At 71.7% G+C, this 15688-nt stretch carries 16 protein-coding genes; 13 read left to right on the top strand and 3 right to left on the bottom strand.

The features are described 5' to 3' along the window. The first annotated feature begins 57 nt into the window (after window positions 1-57). From ABT369_RS35315 to ABT369_RS35260, 12 genes are all read left to right on the top strand, one after another. Window positions 58-1167, top strand: a complete 1110-nt coding sequence (locus ABT369_RS35315) for a type IV pilus twitching motility protein PilT (protein WP_497980809.1) — start codon at window positions 58-60, stop codon at window positions 1165-1167. 23 nt (window positions 1168-1190) lie between these two features. Then, window positions 1191-2423, top strand: a complete 1233-nt coding sequence (locus ABT369_RS35310; RefSeq protein WP_350618665.1) for a type II secretion system F family protein — start codon at window positions 1191-1193, stop codon at window positions 2421-2423. A gap of 193 nt (window positions 2424-2616) precedes the next feature. Continuing rightward, window positions 2617-3111 (top strand): prepilin-type N-terminal cleavage/methylation domain-containing protein, encoded by a 495-nt coding sequence (locus tag ABT369_RS35305; RefSeq protein ID WP_350618663.1) that lies wholly within the window; start codon window positions 2617-2619, stop codon window positions 3109-3111. 84 nt (window positions 3112-3195) lie between these two features. Beyond that, window positions 3196-3984, top strand: a complete 789-nt coding sequence (locus ABT369_RS35300) for a prepilin peptidase (protein WP_350618661.1) — start codon at window positions 3196-3198, stop codon at window positions 3982-3984. 50 nt (window positions 3985-4034) lie between these two features. Then, window positions 4035-5057, top strand: a complete 1023-nt coding sequence (pilM, locus tag ABT369_RS35295; protein WP_350618659.1) for a type IV pilus assembly protein PilM — start codon at window positions 4035-4037, stop codon at window positions 5055-5057. Continuing rightward, entirely contained in the window at window positions 5054-6736 is a 1683-nt protein-coding gene (locus ABT369_RS35290; protein WP_350618657.1) for a PilN family protein, read from the top strand. The genes pilM and ABT369_RS35290 overlap by 4 nt, the downstream gene beginning before the upstream one ends. Then, window positions 6736-7290: a type 4a pilus biogenesis protein PilO gene (locus ABT369_RS35285; protein ID WP_350618655.1), complete on the top strand. Its 555-nt coding sequence runs from the start codon at window positions 6736-6738 to the stop codon at window positions 7288-7290. Before ABT369_RS35290 ends, ABT369_RS35285 begins: the two co-directional genes overlap by 1 nt. A gap of 11 nt (window positions 7291-7301) precedes the next feature. After that, entirely contained in the window at window positions 7302-8996 is a 1695-nt protein-coding gene (locus tag ABT369_RS35280) for a putative Ig domain-containing protein (protein ID WP_350618653.1), read from the top strand. Continuing rightward, entirely contained in the window at window positions 8993-9628 is a 636-nt protein-coding gene (locus ABT369_RS35275; RefSeq protein ID WP_350618651.1) for a hypothetical protein, read from the top strand. Before ABT369_RS35280 ends, ABT369_RS35275 begins: the two co-directional genes overlap by 4 nt. A 1-nt stretch (window position 9629) precedes the next feature. After that, window positions 9630-11144, top strand: coding sequence for a ricin-type beta-trefoil lectin domain protein (locus ABT369_RS35270; protein WP_350618649.1), 1515 nt, complete (start codon window positions 9630-9632; stop codon window positions 11142-11144). Window positions 11145-11203: 59 nt separating this feature from the next. After that, complete coding sequence (locus tag ABT369_RS35265) at window positions 11204-11428, top strand: hypothetical protein (RefSeq protein WP_350618647.1); 225 nt, start codon at window positions 11204-11206, stop codon at window positions 11426-11428. A gap of 22 nt (window positions 11429-11450) precedes the next feature. Further along, complete coding sequence (locus tag ABT369_RS35260; protein ID WP_350618645.1) at window positions 11451-12338, top strand: methyltransferase domain-containing protein; 888 nt, start codon at window positions 11451-11453, stop codon at window positions 12336-12338. On the opposite strand, the gene ABT369_RS35255 is transcribed toward ABT369_RS35260, so the two are convergent. The 3 genes from ABT369_RS35255 to ABT369_RS35245 are packed head-to-tail and all read right to left on the bottom strand — an operon-like array spanning window position 12295 to window position 14464. After that, window positions 12295-12936 (bottom strand): lysoplasmalogenase, encoded by a 642-nt coding sequence (locus ABT369_RS35255; protein WP_350618643.1) that lies wholly within the window; start codon window positions 12934-12936, stop codon window positions 12295-12297. The genes ABT369_RS35260 and ABT369_RS35255 overlap by 44 nt on opposite strands. Next, window positions 12933-13760 (bottom strand): sterol desaturase family protein, encoded by an 828-nt coding sequence (locus ABT369_RS35250; protein WP_350618641.1) that lies wholly within the window; start codon window positions 13758-13760, stop codon window positions 12933-12935. Before ABT369_RS35250 ends, ABT369_RS35255 begins: the two co-directional genes overlap by 4 nt. Then, window positions 13757-14464, bottom strand: a complete 708-nt coding sequence (locus tag ABT369_RS35245; RefSeq protein ID WP_350618639.1) for a FadR/GntR family transcriptional regulator — start codon at window positions 14462-14464, stop codon at window positions 13757-13759. Before ABT369_RS35245 ends, ABT369_RS35250 begins: the two co-directional genes overlap by 4 nt. A 612-nt stretch (window positions 14465-15076) precedes the next feature. Between ABT369_RS35245 and ABT369_RS35240 the strand changes: the two genes are divergently transcribed. Further along, a complete protein-coding gene (locus ABT369_RS35240) occupies window positions 15077-15523 on the top strand; it encodes a hypothetical protein (RefSeq protein ID WP_350618637.1) in 447 nt (148 codons plus the stop codon). Window positions 15524-15688: the final 165 nt, after the last annotated feature.

Genomic DNA, 15688 nt, shown 5'->3' with positions numbered 1-15688 from the left:
TTCCGCCCCGCTCCGGCCGATCGGGCTGGTGAGGTCCCTTACCCGCGAGGAGCGCCCGTGACCCAGACGATCCCGATTCGCACCGCCACCGCCGACGAGCGGGCCTCTCTGGACGCGATGCTCGTCTCGCTGGTCCGGGTCGGCGGCTCCGACCTGCACCTCACCGTCGGCGCGCCGCCGACCGTGCGGATCAACGGCGGGCTGCGGTACCTGCCCGGCTACGACGACCTCACCCCCGAGGACTGCGCGATGCTGGCCCGGGCGGCGGTCACGAACGAGGGGCAGTGGCACCAGTTCCTGCAGGTGCAGGAGCTGGACTTCGCCTACGCCATCGAGGGCGTCTCGCGCTTCCGCGTGAATCTCTACAACCAGCGCGGCTCGTTCGGCGCGGCCTTCCGGGCCATCCCGCACAACATCAAGCCGCTGGACCAGCTCGGCGTGCCCGAGCAGGTGGCCCGCTTCGCGCACCTGCACCGCGGGCTGGTGCTGGTGACCGGCCCGACGGGCTCGGGCAAGACCACCACCCTCGCGGCGATCCTGGACCTGGCCAACCGCACGCGCTCCTCGCACATCGTGACCATCGAGGACCCGATCGAGTTCCTGCACGAGCACAAGCGCTGCCTGGTCAACCAGCGCGAGGTCGGGGCCGACACCCAGTCCTTCGCCCTCGCGCTCAAGCACGCGCTGCGCCAGGACCCCGACATCATCCTCGTCGGCGAGCTGCGCGACCTCGAGACCACCTCGACCGCGCTCACCGCGGCCGAGACGGGCCACCTGGTGCTGGCCACCCTGCACACGCAGAGCGCGGCGCAGACCGTGGACCGGGTCATCGACATCTTCCCGCCGCACCAGCAGCAGCAGATCCGCGCGCAGCTGTCCAACGCCCTGCAGGGGGTGGTCACGCAGGCGCTCGCGCCGCGGGCCGACGGGCAGGGCCGCACCATCGTCACCGAGATCATGTTCGCCACGCCCGCGATCCGCAACCTCATCCGCGAGGGCAAGAACCACCAGATCCCCTCGTTCATGCAGTCCAGCGGCAACGACGGGATGCTCTCGTTCGACCAGCACCTGGCCGAACGGGTCCGCCAGCAGCTCATCACCTACGAGGCGGCGCTGGAGCTGTCCCACTCGGCCGAGGAGTTCCGCCGGCTGGCGGGCCGTCAATGAAAGCGCGTTAGGGGTTCGGACCCATGGTTGCCACGAAGACGTACGAGTACCAGTCGATCGACCACGCCGGGAAGCGCGCCAAGGGCAAGATCGAGGCGTCCAACGAGCTGGCCGCGGCTCAGGCGCTGCGCCAGCAGGGGCTCACCCCGCTCGCCATCACCAGCGCCGACACGCTGATGAAGCGGGAGATCCGCATCCCCGGCCTCGGTGACCGCACGACGCTGAAGGACCTCAGCGTCTTCGCGCGGCAGTTCGCCACGATGACGCAGTCGGGCATGTCGCTGCTGCGCTCCCTCGCGGTGCTGGAGGACCAGGCGGCCAAGCCCTCGCTGAAGAAGGCGCTGACCGAGGTGCGCCTGGACATCGAGGGCGGCACGTCGCTGTCCGGGGCGCTGGGCAAGCACCCGAAGGTGTTCCCGACGCTCATGGTCGCGATGATCCGGGCCGGCGAGACCGGCGGCTTCCTCGACAGCGCGCTGGATCGCATCGCCACCAACTTCGAGAAGGACGCGGCGCTGCGGGGGAAGATCAAGAGCGCGCTGACGTACCCCGTGATCGTGCTCGCCTTCACCGTGGTGATGATCAGCGCGGTCCTGATCTTCATCGTGCCCATCTTCGAGAAGATGTTCAAGCAGCTCGGCGGGGAGCTGCCGCTGCCCACCCGGATCATCGTCACGGCCAGCCACACGCTGTTCTGGCTGGGCCCCCTGCTCGTCGTCGTGGCGATCATCATCACCGTCGCGTTCCGCCAGATCATGGCGGGCAACCCGGCCGTGCGGCTGTGGTTCGACAAGATGAAGCTCAAGGTCCCGGTCTTCGGCCCCTTGTTCACGAAGATCGCGCTGAGCCGCTTCTCGCGCAACCTCGGCACCCTGCTCGGCGTCGGCGTGCCCGTGCTGCAGGCCCTCGACGTCGTCGGCGCGACCACCGGCAACGCCGTGGTCAGCACCGCGATGGCCGACCTGCAACAGGCCGTTCGGGAGGGCCGCCCCATGTCGTCACAGCTGGGACACCACAAGATCTTCCCGCCCATGGTGGTGCAAATGGTGGAGGTCGGCGAAGAGAGCGGCCAAATCAGTCAGATGCTCGAAAAGGTTGCCGATTTCTACGACCGAGAGGTCGACAGCGCGGCAGAGGCGCTGACCGCGTCCATCGAGCCGATCATGGTGCTCGTCATGGGTGGCGTGGTCGGCGGCATGATCGTCTGCCTGTACCTGCCGATGTTCTCGATCTACCAGAACATCCAGAGCAACTGATCGATCGGTAGGCCGTCAGCCGCGCACCAGCGAACCCAGCGCTCCTGGACGGCAACGGAACGCGCAACGCCGGCGCACCAACGAGTTCCGTTACTGAGATCACCACCGCAACACACCACCCGCAACGCAACCGGCGCCAGGCAGCGGAGCCTCGCCACCACCACCCGTACACCCCAGGAGCAGGAGGCTCTCCATGACCCAGACGCTGCGCAGGATGCAGAAGAAGCGTGCCGCCGGCGACGGCGGGTTCACGCTCGTCGAGCTGCTCGTCGTCGTCGTGATCATCGGCGTGCTCGTCGCGATCGCGGTGCCGATGTACCTCAACTACCGCAAGGGCGCCGCCAACAAGTCGGCCGAGTCCGACGTGCGCGCCGCGGTCAGCGCCGTGGAGCAGTTCTACACGGAGAACAACAACAGCTACCCGTTCGACGGCACCAGCACCGCGGACAAGCTCATCTTCGGCACCACGGCCAGTGGCGCCACCGCTACCGGTGGTACGCAGCAGACGGCCACGCTGTCGCCGGGCAACAGCATGCAGTACAAGAACAACGGCGCCTCCTACCGCATCTGCGGCGTGAACTCCGACGGCAAGACGATCTACGTCTACGACTCGTCCGTCGGCGGCTCGGTCAAGAAGGCGACCGCCCAGGCCGACCTCGGCGCCTGCATCGCCAGCGCCACCCCGTAGGACCGTCCGCGACGGCGGCCCGCCCCGGCTGACCCCGGGTGCGGGCCGCCGCCGACCCACCCCGCCCGAGAAGGGAGACCCGCCGTGGCGTTCGTCCTGGCCGTCGTCGGCGTCTTCGGCCTCGCGGTCGGCTCGTTCCTCAACGTCGTCATCCACCGCGTCCCCCGCGGCGAGTCGCTCCTGCGCCCGGCCTCGCACTGTCCACAGTGCACGAACCCGGTGCGCCCCTGGCACAACGTCCCGGTCCTGGGCTGGCTCGCGCTGCGCGGCCGGTGCGCGGACTGCAAGGCCCCGATCAGCATCCGGTACCCGCTGGTCGAGCTCGGCACCGCCCTGCTGTTCGTCGCCGTGGCCGCCCGGCTGGGCGACGGCACGCTCCTGGTGCTGCCGGCGTGGCTCTACCTCGCCGCGATCGCCGTGGCCCTCGCGCTCATCGACCTCGACGTGCTGCGCCTGCCCAACGCGATCGTGCTGCCCTCCTACGTCGTCGCCCCGCTGCTGTTCCTGCCCGCCGTCATCGTCGAGCGCGACTGGGCCGCGGGCCTGCGCGGGCTGTTCGCGATGGCCGCGCTGTGGGCCTTCTACTTCCTGCTGGCCCTGGTGTACCCGGGCGGCATGGGCTTCGGCGACGTGAAGCTCGCCGGCGTGCTCGGCCTCTACCTCGGCTCGCTGGGCTGGTCCTCGGTCGCCGTCGGCACGCTCGCCGCGTTCGTCCTCGGCGGCGCCGCGGGCCTCGCGCTCATGGCCTTCGGGCGCGCCGGGCGCAAGACCGCCCTGCCGTTCGGCCCCGCGATGCTGGCCGGCGCGCTGCTGGCGCTGTTCGCCGCCGCGCCGATCACCGACTGGTACACGAACCTGCTGGTTCCCGCGTAAGCCCTGACTCGTCCGCACGCACCGGGCGGGGACCTTCTCGAAGGAGCACGATGGCCGCAGTCAACCTGATCGGGCTGGACATCGGCACGGTGTCCATCCGTGCGGCGGAGACCAGCAACAGCAAGGACGGGCCGGTCATCAGCAACTTCGGCCACATCCTGGTGCCACCCGGGGCCGTGCAGAACGGCGCGGTCCAGGACGAGCCCGCCGTCACCGCGGCGCTGAAGCAGCTGTGGTCGACGTTCAAGTTCCGCAGCCGCAAGGTCGCACTCGGCGTCACCCACCAGCAGATCGTGGTCCGCGAGACGACGGTGGCCAACCTGCCGGCCAAGGAGATGCGCCGGGCGCTGCCGTTCCAGGTGCGCGACGCGCTGCCGCTGCCGCCGGAGCGCTCGCTCATCGACTTCTACCCGCTGCAGGAGGCCGCCGGCGACACGGTCCGCGGGCTGCTCATCGCCGCGCCCAAGGAGCCGGTGATGGCCGCGATCCGCGCCGTCGAGGCGGCCAAGCTGCACGTGGAGCGGGTGGACCTGGCCTCCTTCGCGCTGCTGCGGGCCGCGTCGCGCCTCGACGAGCAGGTCGAGGCGCTGGTCGACATCGGCGCCCACGCGACCAGCGTGGTCGTGCACCACGACGGCGAGCCGCTCATCGTGCGCACCATCCCCCGCGGGGGCAACGAGATCACCAAGACCGTGGCCGACCGGCTCGACCTGCCGCTGCAGGAGGCCGAGGACCTCAAGTGCCGCGTGGGGCTGCGCCCGGACACCGACCCGGCCAGCGGCGCCGCCATGCGCGAGTCGGTGCGCCCGCTGATCAACGAGATCGGCAGCTCGTTCGCGTACCTCACCGCCGGCGGCCGCCAGGCCCGCGTGAGCCGGCTGGCCCTCTCCGGCGGCGGGGCGATGCTGCCCGGCCTGCTCGACGCGCTGCACGACCAGCTCGGCGTCGAGGTCATCGCCATCGACCCGGTGATGCGGGTGCGCGGGCTGCGCCGCGTGCGCCACGGCAGCCTGGAGCAGGTGCGCGCCTCGGCCGCGATCTCGGTCGGCCTGACCCTGGGGGCGTCATCGTGAGCGAGCCGGTCTGGAAGCGGGAGGCGGGGTGGAACGAGCCCGGCTGGAAGGAGCCCGAGCCGCGCCTGACCGGCATCGTGCTGCCCTCCTTCGAGGACCCCGCCGCGGCCGAGGACCTCGACGAGTTCGAGCGCGACCGCCGCGCCCGCACGGCCGCCGAGGACCTCGACGAGCTCGAGCGCGACCGCCGCGCCCGCACGGCCGCCGAGGACCTCGACGAGCTCGGACGCGACCGCCGCGCCCGCACGGCCGCCGACGAGCTCGCCGGTCTCCCGGTGCCGGTCGTGCCCGCCGGCCCTCCCCCGGCCTGGCCGCCGGCCGCCGCCGAGCAGGAGTGGGCGCCGGAGCCGGCCCCGGTCGCGGCCGCGCCGCGGCGCGAGTTCCCGCGGTTCATTCACGGCGAGTTCGTGCTGCCGGCCGACGACGCCACCCAGGCCGAGACCGCGACCCTCGCGCCACCGGCCCCGTCCGGCGGGTTCGATCCGCTCACCGCGCCCGTCGACGTGCTGGAGGCGAACACGCACGCGCCGGCCGCGCCCGAGGGCCTGCGCAACGCCCTGCCCTCGTGGGGCATGCCGGCCGCGCCTCCCCCGTCACCGCCCGCGGCCGAGCGCTGGGAGCGCACGCCGACCCTCGACATCCCCGACGAGCCCGCGGAGCCGGTCGCCGTTGAACCGGCCCCCGCGCCCCCGGCTCCCCCGCCCCAGGCCGTATCGATGCCGCCGGTCTCGATGCCGGTCGAAACGGTGGCCGAGCCAACCTGGGAACCCGTGGTCGAGCCGGCCGCGGCTCGGACGGCCCCGATCCCCGCCGGCGAGGAGCCCACCGCACCTGTGCCCGTCGTGCCGGCCGCGGCCACCGCGCCGCAGCCCGTCGTGCCGGCCGCGGCCACCGCGCCGCAGCCCGTCGTGCCACCCACGGCCACCGCGCCGCAGCCCGTCGTGGCGGCCGAGGCGGCCACGGCCCCGGCGGCGCGCAAGGGGCCATGGGATGGGACGCCGCACCCGGCGTTCCCGGACGCGACCGCGCGCACGTTCCGCATCCTGCCCATCGCGGCCGACCTGCTGCCGCTGGAGATCTCCGAGACCCGGCACGTGCGCCGCGTGCGCCGCCTGGTCATCTCCGGCGTCGTGCTGGTCGCGGCGCTGGTCGTGGGCTGGTACGGCGTCACGGTGCACGAGCACACCCTGGCCGGCGACGACCGGCAGAGCATCCTCGACACCAGCCAGGACCTGACGCGGCAGAGGCACAAGCAGTACGACGAGCTGACCCGCGTCCAGGCGGACTCCGGCAAGATCGACGAGCGGCTCAAGAAGGTGCTCGACTACGACCTGTCCTGGTCGAAGATGCTCGCCTCGCTGCGCACCACCGCGGCCGCGAAGAACGTCACGCTCAGCGGCATCACCGCGTCGCTGAACCAGGAGTCGCTGGCCGGGCAGAACCAGGGCGACATCATCGGCACCGTCACGCTGACCGGCAAGGCGCCGACGAAGGCGGGCGTCGCCGCGTACGTGGACGCGCTCACCGGCGTCTCCGGCGTGACCAACCCCTTCCCGTCGGACGCGACGCAGGAGAACGACGGGGTGTCGTTCACCATCCGCGTCGACATCACCCGGGCCGCGCTCGGCGGCCGGTTCACCAGTGCCGCGCCGTCGGCGAGCCCCACCGGGAGCAAGTGATGCGACACGATCGGCTGTGGCTGCTCGGCGGCGCGTTCTTCGCGCTCGTCGTGGTCGCGTTCGGCTTCCTGTTCTTCATCCGCCCGGAGCAGCAGGACACCGACACCATCCGGTCCGACGCCGCCGACGCGCAGCTGAAGGTGGACCAGCAGCGGCGCGAGCTGGCGACGCTGGCCAAACAGCACGAGCACATCGAGGAGTTCAAGGCCGCGCTGGCCAAGGACCAGGCGGCGCTGCCCGACGCCGACCGGGCCTCGGACTTCCTGCGCGAGCTGCAGTCGGCCGGCGAGCTGACCGGCGTGACCGTCAGCGGCGTCTCGGTCGGCTCCGCCGTGGACCTCAAGGCCCTGGTGGGCTTCGAGGTGTACGCGCTGCCGGTGAGCCTCACCGTGGCCGGCCCGACCGGCAAGCTGAACCCCTTCCTCGACCAGCTGCAGGTGGCCCAGCCCCGGGCGGTGCTCATCAGCAGCATCAACGTCGCCCCGACGAGCACGGGCAGCGACAGGTCCAACGTCACGATCAACCTCCAGGCGTTCTACGCCCCGCTGAGCTAGCAGGCAGACCGATGAAGCTCCCCCGCGCCGGTTCCGTGCCGCACCCCCGCGACGGCGGGTTCAGCCTGGTCGAGACGCTCACCTCGATCGCCATCATGGGCGTGGTGATGACGGCGCTGACCACGTTCTTCGTGTCCACGACCAACACGATCAACAAGGAGCGCGGCCTGCAGATGGCCATCCGGCTGGCCAGCGACGGCATCGAGCTGGTCAAGTCGCTGCCCGGCTCGACCCTCGCGGTCGGGCGCAGCGCCAAGGACATCGCCACGCAGCTGAGCACCGACGTCGTGCCCAACCTCGACCTCCGCTCGCTCGCCACGACGATGTCGATGGTGTCGGACCCGACGCTGCCGGCCGGCGCGAGCAGCCTCAACCCGGTGCTGCCGGTCGTGCCCGAGCAGCTGACCGTCAACGATGCCGTGTTCAAGCGGCACTGGTTCATCGGCAGCTGCGTGATGGACCCGAAGCTCGGCTCGGGCGCGCCCTGCCTGCTGTCGGCGGGCATCCCCAACCCGCTCTCCTTCTTCCGGGTCGTCGTCGCCATCACCTGGCAGAACTCCAGGGCCTGCGCCGGTGGGCAGTGCTCGTACATCACCGACACCCTCGTCGCCTCGTCCGCCGTCGACCCGGTGTTCAACCCGAGCGTCACGGTCGCCCCGCCGCTGCCGGACAACCCCGGCAACCAGGGCAGCGACCTGAACATCGCGGCGCGGCCGGTGCAGCTGACCGCGAGCAGCTCCTACCCGCCGCTCACCTGGTCCGCGGAGGGCCTGCCGCCGGGCATCACCATCAACGACGCCGGGCTGATGAGCGGCACCCCGACCGCGGCCGGCACCTACGTGGTCCGCGTGATCGTCAAGGACAACGCGAGCACGAACGACGCCTCGTTCAACTGGGTGGTGAACCCGCTGCCGAAGCTCGTGGTGCCGGACCAGACCTTCGACGCGGGATCGGTGGTGGCGTTCCAGGTGCCGCTGCCCGGCGGCACGCCGAAGCTGGCCTGGACGGCGACCGGGCTGCCGGCCGGCCTGACGATCGACCCGCTCACCGGGATCGTCAAGGGCACCACGACCGCCTCCGGGGCCGCCGCGGTCGCGAACGTGACCGTCGGCGTCACCGACTCCTTCGGCCAGAAGTCCTCGGCGACGTTCAAGTGGAACACCAAGGTCGCGGTGCAGTACCCCAACGCCTCGACGCCGATCGCGCTGACCAAGGACGTGGCGTACAGCGGCTCGGTGGTCGCGGCCGGCGGCTCGGGCGGCTACACGTTCTCGTCGCCGAACATGCCCCCGGGGCTCTCGATGAGCACCGCGGGCCTGGTCACGGGGAAGATCACGAGCGGCACGCGGTTCCTCGTGACCGTCAACGTCAAGGACAGCAACGGCGTCACGAACTCGACCGTCGTGCCGGTCAACGTGACCGTCCCGTCCGGGCTGAGGATCACCACGCCGGCCCTGACCGCGCCGGACAAGTCGAGCCCGAAGAGCACGGCGCTCACCTACACCCCGGTGGCGACGGGCGGCACCACGCCGTACACCTGGACCGCCTCGGCCGTCACGAACCTGCCGACCGGCCTCTCGCTGAACACGACCACCGGCGCCATCACCGGCACCCCGAGCGCGCAGGGCGCCTGGGTCGTGGTCCTCACGGTGACGGACAAGACCGGCGCCACCTCCTCGTTCGCCTTCACCTGGACGATCACATGAGCCTGACGCAGCGCATCCGCCGGGCCGCGCGCCCGGGCGACGACCGCGGGGTGACGCTCGCCGAGCTGGCGGTCACGACCGGGATCATGTCGGTGGTCATGGCCATCTTCACGACCGGGATCGTGCAGCTGTTCCAGGCCGGCAACAAGAACGAGCTCGTCGCGATGACCCAGGCGCAGCTCAACAACGCGTTCCTGCGCCTGGACCGGGAGCTGCGCTACGCCGCCGGCTTCGGGCCGATCCGCCCCGACGCCGCGGGCAACGTGTTCGTCGAGTACGTCAACACCGGCACGCCCAGCGGCACGCCCGAGTGCGCGCAGCTGGAGCTCTACCGGGCGGCCGGAACGCTGCGCCGGCAGGTGTGGCCGACCGGGCAGAAGCCGCAGAACAAGTGGGCGGTGCTGGCCTCCAACGTGCTCATCGCCCCGCCGGGGTCCGCGGAGACCAAGAGCACCTTCGCGATCATCGCGCCGACCGAGAACACCGCGTTCCAGCGGCTGCGGATCCTGCTCATCGTGCAGTCCAACCCGGGGCGCGGGCAGACCACGGCGAACACCGACCTGACGTTCACCGCGCTGAACAGCAAGGCGAGCACGGACCCGAACACGATCTGCCCGGAAGCGAGGCTCTGACATGCTCCGGAGGCTGCTGCGGGCGCTGCGGCGCGACGACGGGTCGCTGCCGCTGGCGATGATGCTCACGCTGGTCGGCACCTCGCTGTCGACGCTCATGGTGCCGATCGTCATCACCCAGCTGCGCGACACCGCCGAGACGGTCGAGCGGGCCAAGGCGCTGCACGCCGCGCAGGCCGGGATCGACGTGGTGCTGGGCAGCATCCGCGCCTCCGCGGGCACGATCGCCAACCTGCTGTGCCTGCCGGCCGCCGACCCGCTGCTGGGCACCGTCGGCGGCGGGCTGCCGGGGCGGTACAAGGTCTCCGTCGTCTTCCAGGACTCGAGCAAGACCGCGCTGCCGTGCGCGACCCGGGCCGGGCACCTCGTCAGCGTGCCCTCGTTCGCGGTGATCACGGCGACCGGCACGGCCAAGGGCAACCCGGGCCAGGCGTTCGACCCGGCCGCCTCGCGCACGCTGAACGCCACCTACGTGTTCCGCTTCACCAACGAGAACATCGAGGGCGGCCTGGTCAAGTTCTACGGCGGCGCGTACTGCCTCGACGCGGGCTCCGGCTCGCCGGCCGTCGGCACGAACGTGACCACGCAGCCGTGCAGCACCGGCAGCGCGCGGCAGACGTTCGCGTACACCAAGAACCTGACGCTGCAGCTGGTCTCCTCGAAGACCGCGGCCAACCCGCTGGGCATGTGCCTGGACTCGGGCGACGGCCCGGTCTCGGGCACGCTGGTGCAGTTCCAGGTGTGCGGGTCGCCGACGATCCCGTACTACCAGCGCTGGAGCATCAACGACAGCTCCAACTTCCAGAGCACCGCGTCCAACGGCTCGAGCCTCGGCAGCTTCTGCTTCCACGCCAAGTCCGGCAGCACGCCGGGCGCGTTCGTGGAGCTGATCGCGTGCGGCGGGGCGTCGGACAACACGCGCACGTTCGCGCCGGAGGCGTCCGTCGGCGCCGGGGCGGCCGGGCCGCCCTACCAGATCGTCAACTTCAAGCAGTTCGGCCGGTGCATCGACGTCACGAACTTCGACATCACGGTCGGGTACATCATCGTGTGGCCGTGCAAGCAGGCGCCGAACCCGCTCAACGTCGGCTGGAACCAGCGGTGGAACATCCCCACGACCGGCACCGGGCTCGGCAGCATCACCGGGCAGATCTGGACGTACGACAGCTCCAAGACGAAGCAGAACGTGTGCATGACGACCGCCGAGCCGGGGGCCGCCTCGCACTTCGTGACGATGAAGGCGTGCCCGGCCACGACCGACGCGGGCACGCTGTGGACGGTGTCGTACCAGGAGAGGACGTACGGCGCGAGCTATGTCATCAAGGACCACAACGGCAGCTGCCTGACCCCGACGAACCTCGACGACCCGAAGCTGCCGGCGGCCGACATCTTCAAGGGCAGCACCACGGTGAGCAAGCTGATCGTGGCCGCGTGCGACGGCTCGAAGCTGCAGAAGTGGAACGCGCCGGCGAACATCGAGGACCCGACGCCCCTGAAGAACATCGGGGAAAAGTAGGGGCCGCTTCCGGGCATCGACCGGATGGCATCGAGCCCGCGCCGGACGAGGCTGAGGGCATGAGGATGGTGGCCCGGGTGGTGGGGTTCGGTCTGGTCGCGGCCCTCGCGGTGTCGCTGGCTCCGGCCGGTCATGAGTACTCCGTGCTCGACGTGGGCGCCGGGGTGGTGCTGGCCGTCCTGGCCTGGCTCGCCCTGCGGCCGCGGCGGAGACGGCCGCGGCGGGGGCGCGGGTACGCGGGCTGGGACGGGCTGGACCTGCACAAAACCGACAACGCTGCGTAGTACGCGCGACTACCCTGTGCGCATGGAGCACCTCAGCACCGAGTACACGGGGTTCCCGGCCGACATCATCCCGCTGCAGTACCAGGCGCTGCTGCTCACCGACGAGCGCCGCATGCGGGCCTTCGCCGACGCGATCGCCCGGACCGTGCGGCCGGGGATGCGGGTGCTCGACCTCGGCGCCGGCACCGGGGTGCTCAGCTACTTCGCCGCCCGCGCGGGCGCGGTCGTGACCGCGATCGAGCGCGAGCCGCGGGTCTACGCCGCCGCCCGGGCCGCGCTGCGGGCCGCGACCGGCGACGCGGTGCGCATCCTGCACGCCGACGCCCGCGACTACCTGCCCGACGAGCCCGTGGACCTGGTGATGTGCGAGATGCTGCACGTCGGGCTGCTGCGGGAGCGCCAGATCGAGGTGCTGGCCGCGTTCAAGCGCCGCTACCTGCACCACGTGGGCGGGCCGCTGCCCCGGTTCCTGCCCGAGGCCTGCGTGCAGGCGGTCCAGCCGGTCGAGCAGGACTTCACGTACATGGGGTACACGGTGCCGGCGCCGGTGTTCCAGCTGCCGGAGAGCGTCCAGCCGCGCACGGTGGAGGCCGCGCCGCCGCAGGTGTTCCAGCAGTTCTTCTACTCCGAGCCGCTGCCGGCCCGGTGCGCGGCCGACCTGACGTTCGTGGCCGAGCGACCGGCCGTGGTCAACGCGGTCCGGCTCGTCACGAAGAACCTCCTGACCCTGCTGTACGAGCCGGCCGGCAGCGTCGACTGGACCATGAACTACCTCGTGGTGCCGGTGAGCGAGCCCGTCGAGGTGCTCACCGGCGACGAGGTGCGGGTGCGGTTCGAGTACTCCCCCGGCGACGAGATCCCCGCCCTCACCGACGTGCTGCGGGTCTCGGTTCCGGCGCACGCGCACTGACCGCCGCGGCCGTGACGATGAGGTACAGCGCGGCCGCGTAGGTCGCCATCACCACGAGGTCCCGCCCGGGGAAGTCCAGCCCGGCCGCGCCGACGCCGATGAGCAGGTCGGACACCAGGAACAGTGCGCCGCCGAGGCCGGTGCGGGCGCTCACGCCGGTCGCGGCGCAGGCCATGGCGGCCAGGGCGAGGCTGTACCCCAGGATCGGGCCCCGCAGCGCGCCGAGCTGGCCCCAGAGGGCGGCGTTGACACCCACCCAGAGCACCGCGTACCCGGCGATGGCCAGCGCTCGGGGCCGGCCGCTGCGCAGGAACCCGGTGAGCAGGGCGATCTGGGTGCCGAGGAACGCGGCCATGCCCAGCAGGAACGCGAGCTTTCCCGGGATCAGCAGCACGATGTCGCCGATGGTCGCGAAGACCAGCGCTGTCGCGATCGGGCCGCGCTTGTGGAGGTACCACAGCAGAAAAGGCGCGATGAGGGGCTTGGCGATCCACTGCAGGATGTGCTGGTCCGTGGCGACGCCGATCAGCTCGACGGCGACGGCCAGCCAGAACAGCTTCAGCTTCACGTCGACGGCTGCCAGCCGGGGCGGCTTCACGTTGACGGCTGCCAGCCGGGGCGGCCGAACACGAAGCGGAGCCGGTCGCTCCAGCGGGTCGCGCGGCGGACGTCGGACCAGATGGCCGCGTACTCGTGGGTGGCGACCCGCAGCGGGTTGTAGGTGGCGATGTTCTTCGTCAGGCCGTACGTGACCGGGGCGCGCTCGGGCTCGAAGGTGCCGAAGATCCGGTCCCACACGATGAGGATGCCGCCGTAGTTGCGGTCGAGGTATTCCCGGTTGGCGCCGTGGTGCACGCGGTGGTGCGACGGCGTGTTGAAGACCCACTCGACCGGCGCCCAGAGCCGGTTCACCCGCTCGCTGTGCAGGAAGAACTGGTACGCCAGGCTGATCGACTGCTGCAGGAAGACCATCCACGGCGGGATGCCCAGCAGCGGCAGGAACAGCCAGAAGGGCGTGGCGGTCATCGGGGTCCAGCTCTGGCGCAGCGCGGTGCTGAGGTTGAAGAACACGCTCGAGTGGTGCACCACGTGCCCGGCCCAGAACACGCGGACCTCGTGGTGCAGGCGGTGGAACCAGTAGTACGCGAGGTCGTCGGCGAGGAAGAGCACCGCCCACGTCCACGGGCTGTGCGGGTCCATCCGCAGCGGGGTCAGCACGTAGAGCCCGGCGAAGGCGACCGCGACGAGGAGCTTCCAGGGCACGCCGATGATCTGGCTGCCCAGGCCCATCGACAGGCTGGTGGCGGTGTCGCGGACCTCGTAGCCGCGCTCCTCGTCGTCGGGGAGGAAGCGGTACGAGACCGCCTCCATGACAATCAGCAGCAGGAACGCCGGCACGGCGTACAACACGGCGGGGATCATGCGGCGATTCCTCCCTTCTTCCGGATGGGGGCGTTGAGCAGCGTCTCGGCCTGGCGCTGGGCGGCGGCGCCGTCGCCGGCGTCGATGCACTCGCCGAGGCGGCGGTGCCCGGCGATGTCGAGCAGCTCGGCGGTACGGTGGGCGGCGGGGACCCGGCCGACGGCGAGCGCGCCGCCGACGAGACTGTTGAAGGCGAGCAGGTAGGCGGTGTTGCCGCTGCCGAGCAGGATCGCCCGCCACAGCGCGATGTTCGCGGCGCCCATGCGCTCGAGGTCGGGGGCCTCGTGCGCGTACGCCTCGATCGCCGCCCCCACCGCGGCCTTGCCCGCCGCGGTGCCACGCTGCGCACACAGCCGCGCGGCGTCGGCCCCGAGGCAGGCCCGCATCTCGAGCACGTCGCGGACCAGGTGCTCGACGGGGAGGCGATCCTGGGCGCCGGCGGCCATCGCGAGGTCGAGGCCGGCGTGCTCGCGCCAGTCCAGGACTTTCGTGGCGCCGCCCTGGGCCACTCGCACCAGGCCGAGCTGCTGGAGCCTGCGTAGCGCCTCGCGCACCGCGTGACGGTTGACCTCGAAGACGGCGGCGAGGTCGCGTTCGCTGGGCAGGCTGGCGTCGGGCTGGTAGTCACCGGCGAGGATGGCGTCGCGGAGCTGAGCGAAGACGTGGTCGGAGACCGAGACACGGGCGGCCGGGACGAACTCCATGCCCCGGGAGTCTGCCACTCATCAACTGGTTGGACCAGTGCTTGTTTTGCCTGGGTTGTTCGGTTTTGCGGTATGTTCGGCGCTTTCTGATCGGGCTTTCTGGCGGGGTGCGCGGGTTGGTCGCTCTTGGCGGTGTTCTCGGTGCCGATTCCGGCGGGGCGATGCCGCGGCTTGATTGCGTGGACCGCGCATTCATCGTGCCGGAGGAAATAGCCCGGGCGCAGGGGCGGGCCACGACTCTTTACGGCCGGTCTGTGCGATTGTCTGGAAGGTGTCGTTGCGGCGCGGCAGCAGGGCCGGTGGGAGTGCGGCGGTCGGTCGCCGAAACTGGGCGGCTCGGGCGCGAGAGGCACGGGCGCGGAGGCGGGCGCGAACGCGAGCGGCGCGGGCGTGGACATGGGCAGCGCGGGCGGCGCGGGCGCGGGCGCGGGCAGCGCGGACACAGGCGGCGCGGGCAGCACGAGCGCGGGCAGCACGGACGTGGACGCGGACCTGGGCGGCGGGGGACGCGAGAGGCGCGGAGGCGGAGGCGGAGGCGGGCGCGGACGCGAGCGGCGCGAACGTGGACATGGGCGGCACGGGGCGAGCGACACGGACACAGGCGGCGCCGCCGTGAGCACGGGCGCAGGCATGGGCGGCGTGGGCGCGGGTGGCGTCGGCGCCGTGGACACGGACCGGGGCGGTGCGGACACAGAGGCGGAGGCGGGCGCGGGCCCGGGCGTGGGCGGCGCGGACGCAGGCGGCGCGGACACGGGCGCGGACGCGACCTGCGTGGGCGTGGGTGGCGTGAGCGTGGGCAGCACAGGCGCGAGCGGCGTGGGCCTGGACGCGGGCTCGGCCGGCGCGGACGCGGGCGGCGCGGACGCGGAAGGCGTGGGCGCGGGCGGCACGGGCGGCACGGACACGGGTGCAGGCGCGGGCGGCGCGGGCGGCGCGGGCGGCGCGGGCGGCGCGGGCGGTGACGGTGCGGGCGGTGACGGTGCGGGCGGTTCGGCCGTGGGAGGCACTGGGCCGTGGATGCGGCGGAGCTTCTCCGCGTGCCGTCTCGCCAAACCGTAATCACGCCGCCGCTGTTGTTCCCGGCGGAATTCGTCCTTCCCCGGCCACCAATTGTGCGCCTTCGTCCGGTCGCGCATGGCAGCCAATTCCCGCGAGCTGAACAATTGCATCTGCCCCACGGTAAAATTATCTCAGAATGCTACCCGAACCACGACCCACGAAAGC

Source organism: Dactylosporangium sp. NPDC000244 (assembly GCF_040300725.1).
Taxonomy (GTDB): Bacteria; Actinomycetota; Actinomycetes; order Mycobacteriales; family Micromonosporaceae; genus Dactylosporangium.
This window is presented reverse-complemented; position numbering and strand designations above follow the sequence as displayed.

Bases quoted from the DNA above. Each gene is read 5' to 3' on its own strand.
- ABT369_RS35270 (WP_350618649.1), top strand. From the start codon at position 9,630: ATGCTCCGGAGGCTGCTGCGGGCGCTGCGGCGCGACGACGGGTCGCTG.
- ABT369_RS35245 (WP_350618639.1), bottom strand. From the start codon at position 14,464: ATGGAGTTCGTCCCGGCCGCCCGTGTCTCGGTCTCCGACCACGTCTTC.
- ABT369_RS35250 (WP_350618641.1), bottom strand. From the start codon at position 13,760: ATGATCCCCGCCGTGTTGTACGCCGTGCCGGCGTTCCTGCTGCTGATT.
- ABT369_RS35310 (WP_350618665.1), top strand. From the start codon at position 1,191: ATGGTTGCCACGAAGACGTACGAGTACCAGTCGATCGACCACGCCGGG.
- ABT369_RS35260 (WP_350618645.1), top strand. From the start codon at position 11,451: ATGGAGCACCTCAGCACCGAGTACACGGGGTTCCCGGCCGACATCATC.
- pilM (WP_350618659.1), top strand. From the start codon at position 4,035: ATGGCCGCAGTCAACCTGATCGGGCTGGACATCGGCACGGTGTCCATC.
- ABT369_RS35265 (WP_350618647.1), top strand. From the start codon at position 11,204: ATGAGGATGGTGGCCCGGGTGGTGGGGTTCGGTCTGGTCGCGGCCCTC.
- ABT369_RS35305 (WP_350618663.1), top strand. From the start codon at position 2,617: ATGACCCAGACGCTGCGCAGGATGCAGAAGAAGCGTGCCGCCGGCGAC.
- ABT369_RS35275 (WP_350618651.1), top strand. From the start codon at position 8,993: ATGAGCCTGACGCAGCGCATCCGCCGGGCCGCGCGCCCGGGCGACGAC.
- ABT369_RS35285 (WP_350618655.1), top strand. From the start codon at position 6,736: ATGCGACACGATCGGCTGTGGCTGCTCGGCGGCGCGTTCTTCGCGCTC.
- ABT369_RS35280 (WP_350618653.1), top strand. From the start codon at position 7,302: ATGAAGCTCCCCCGCGCCGGTTCCGTGCCGCACCCCCGCGACGGCGGG.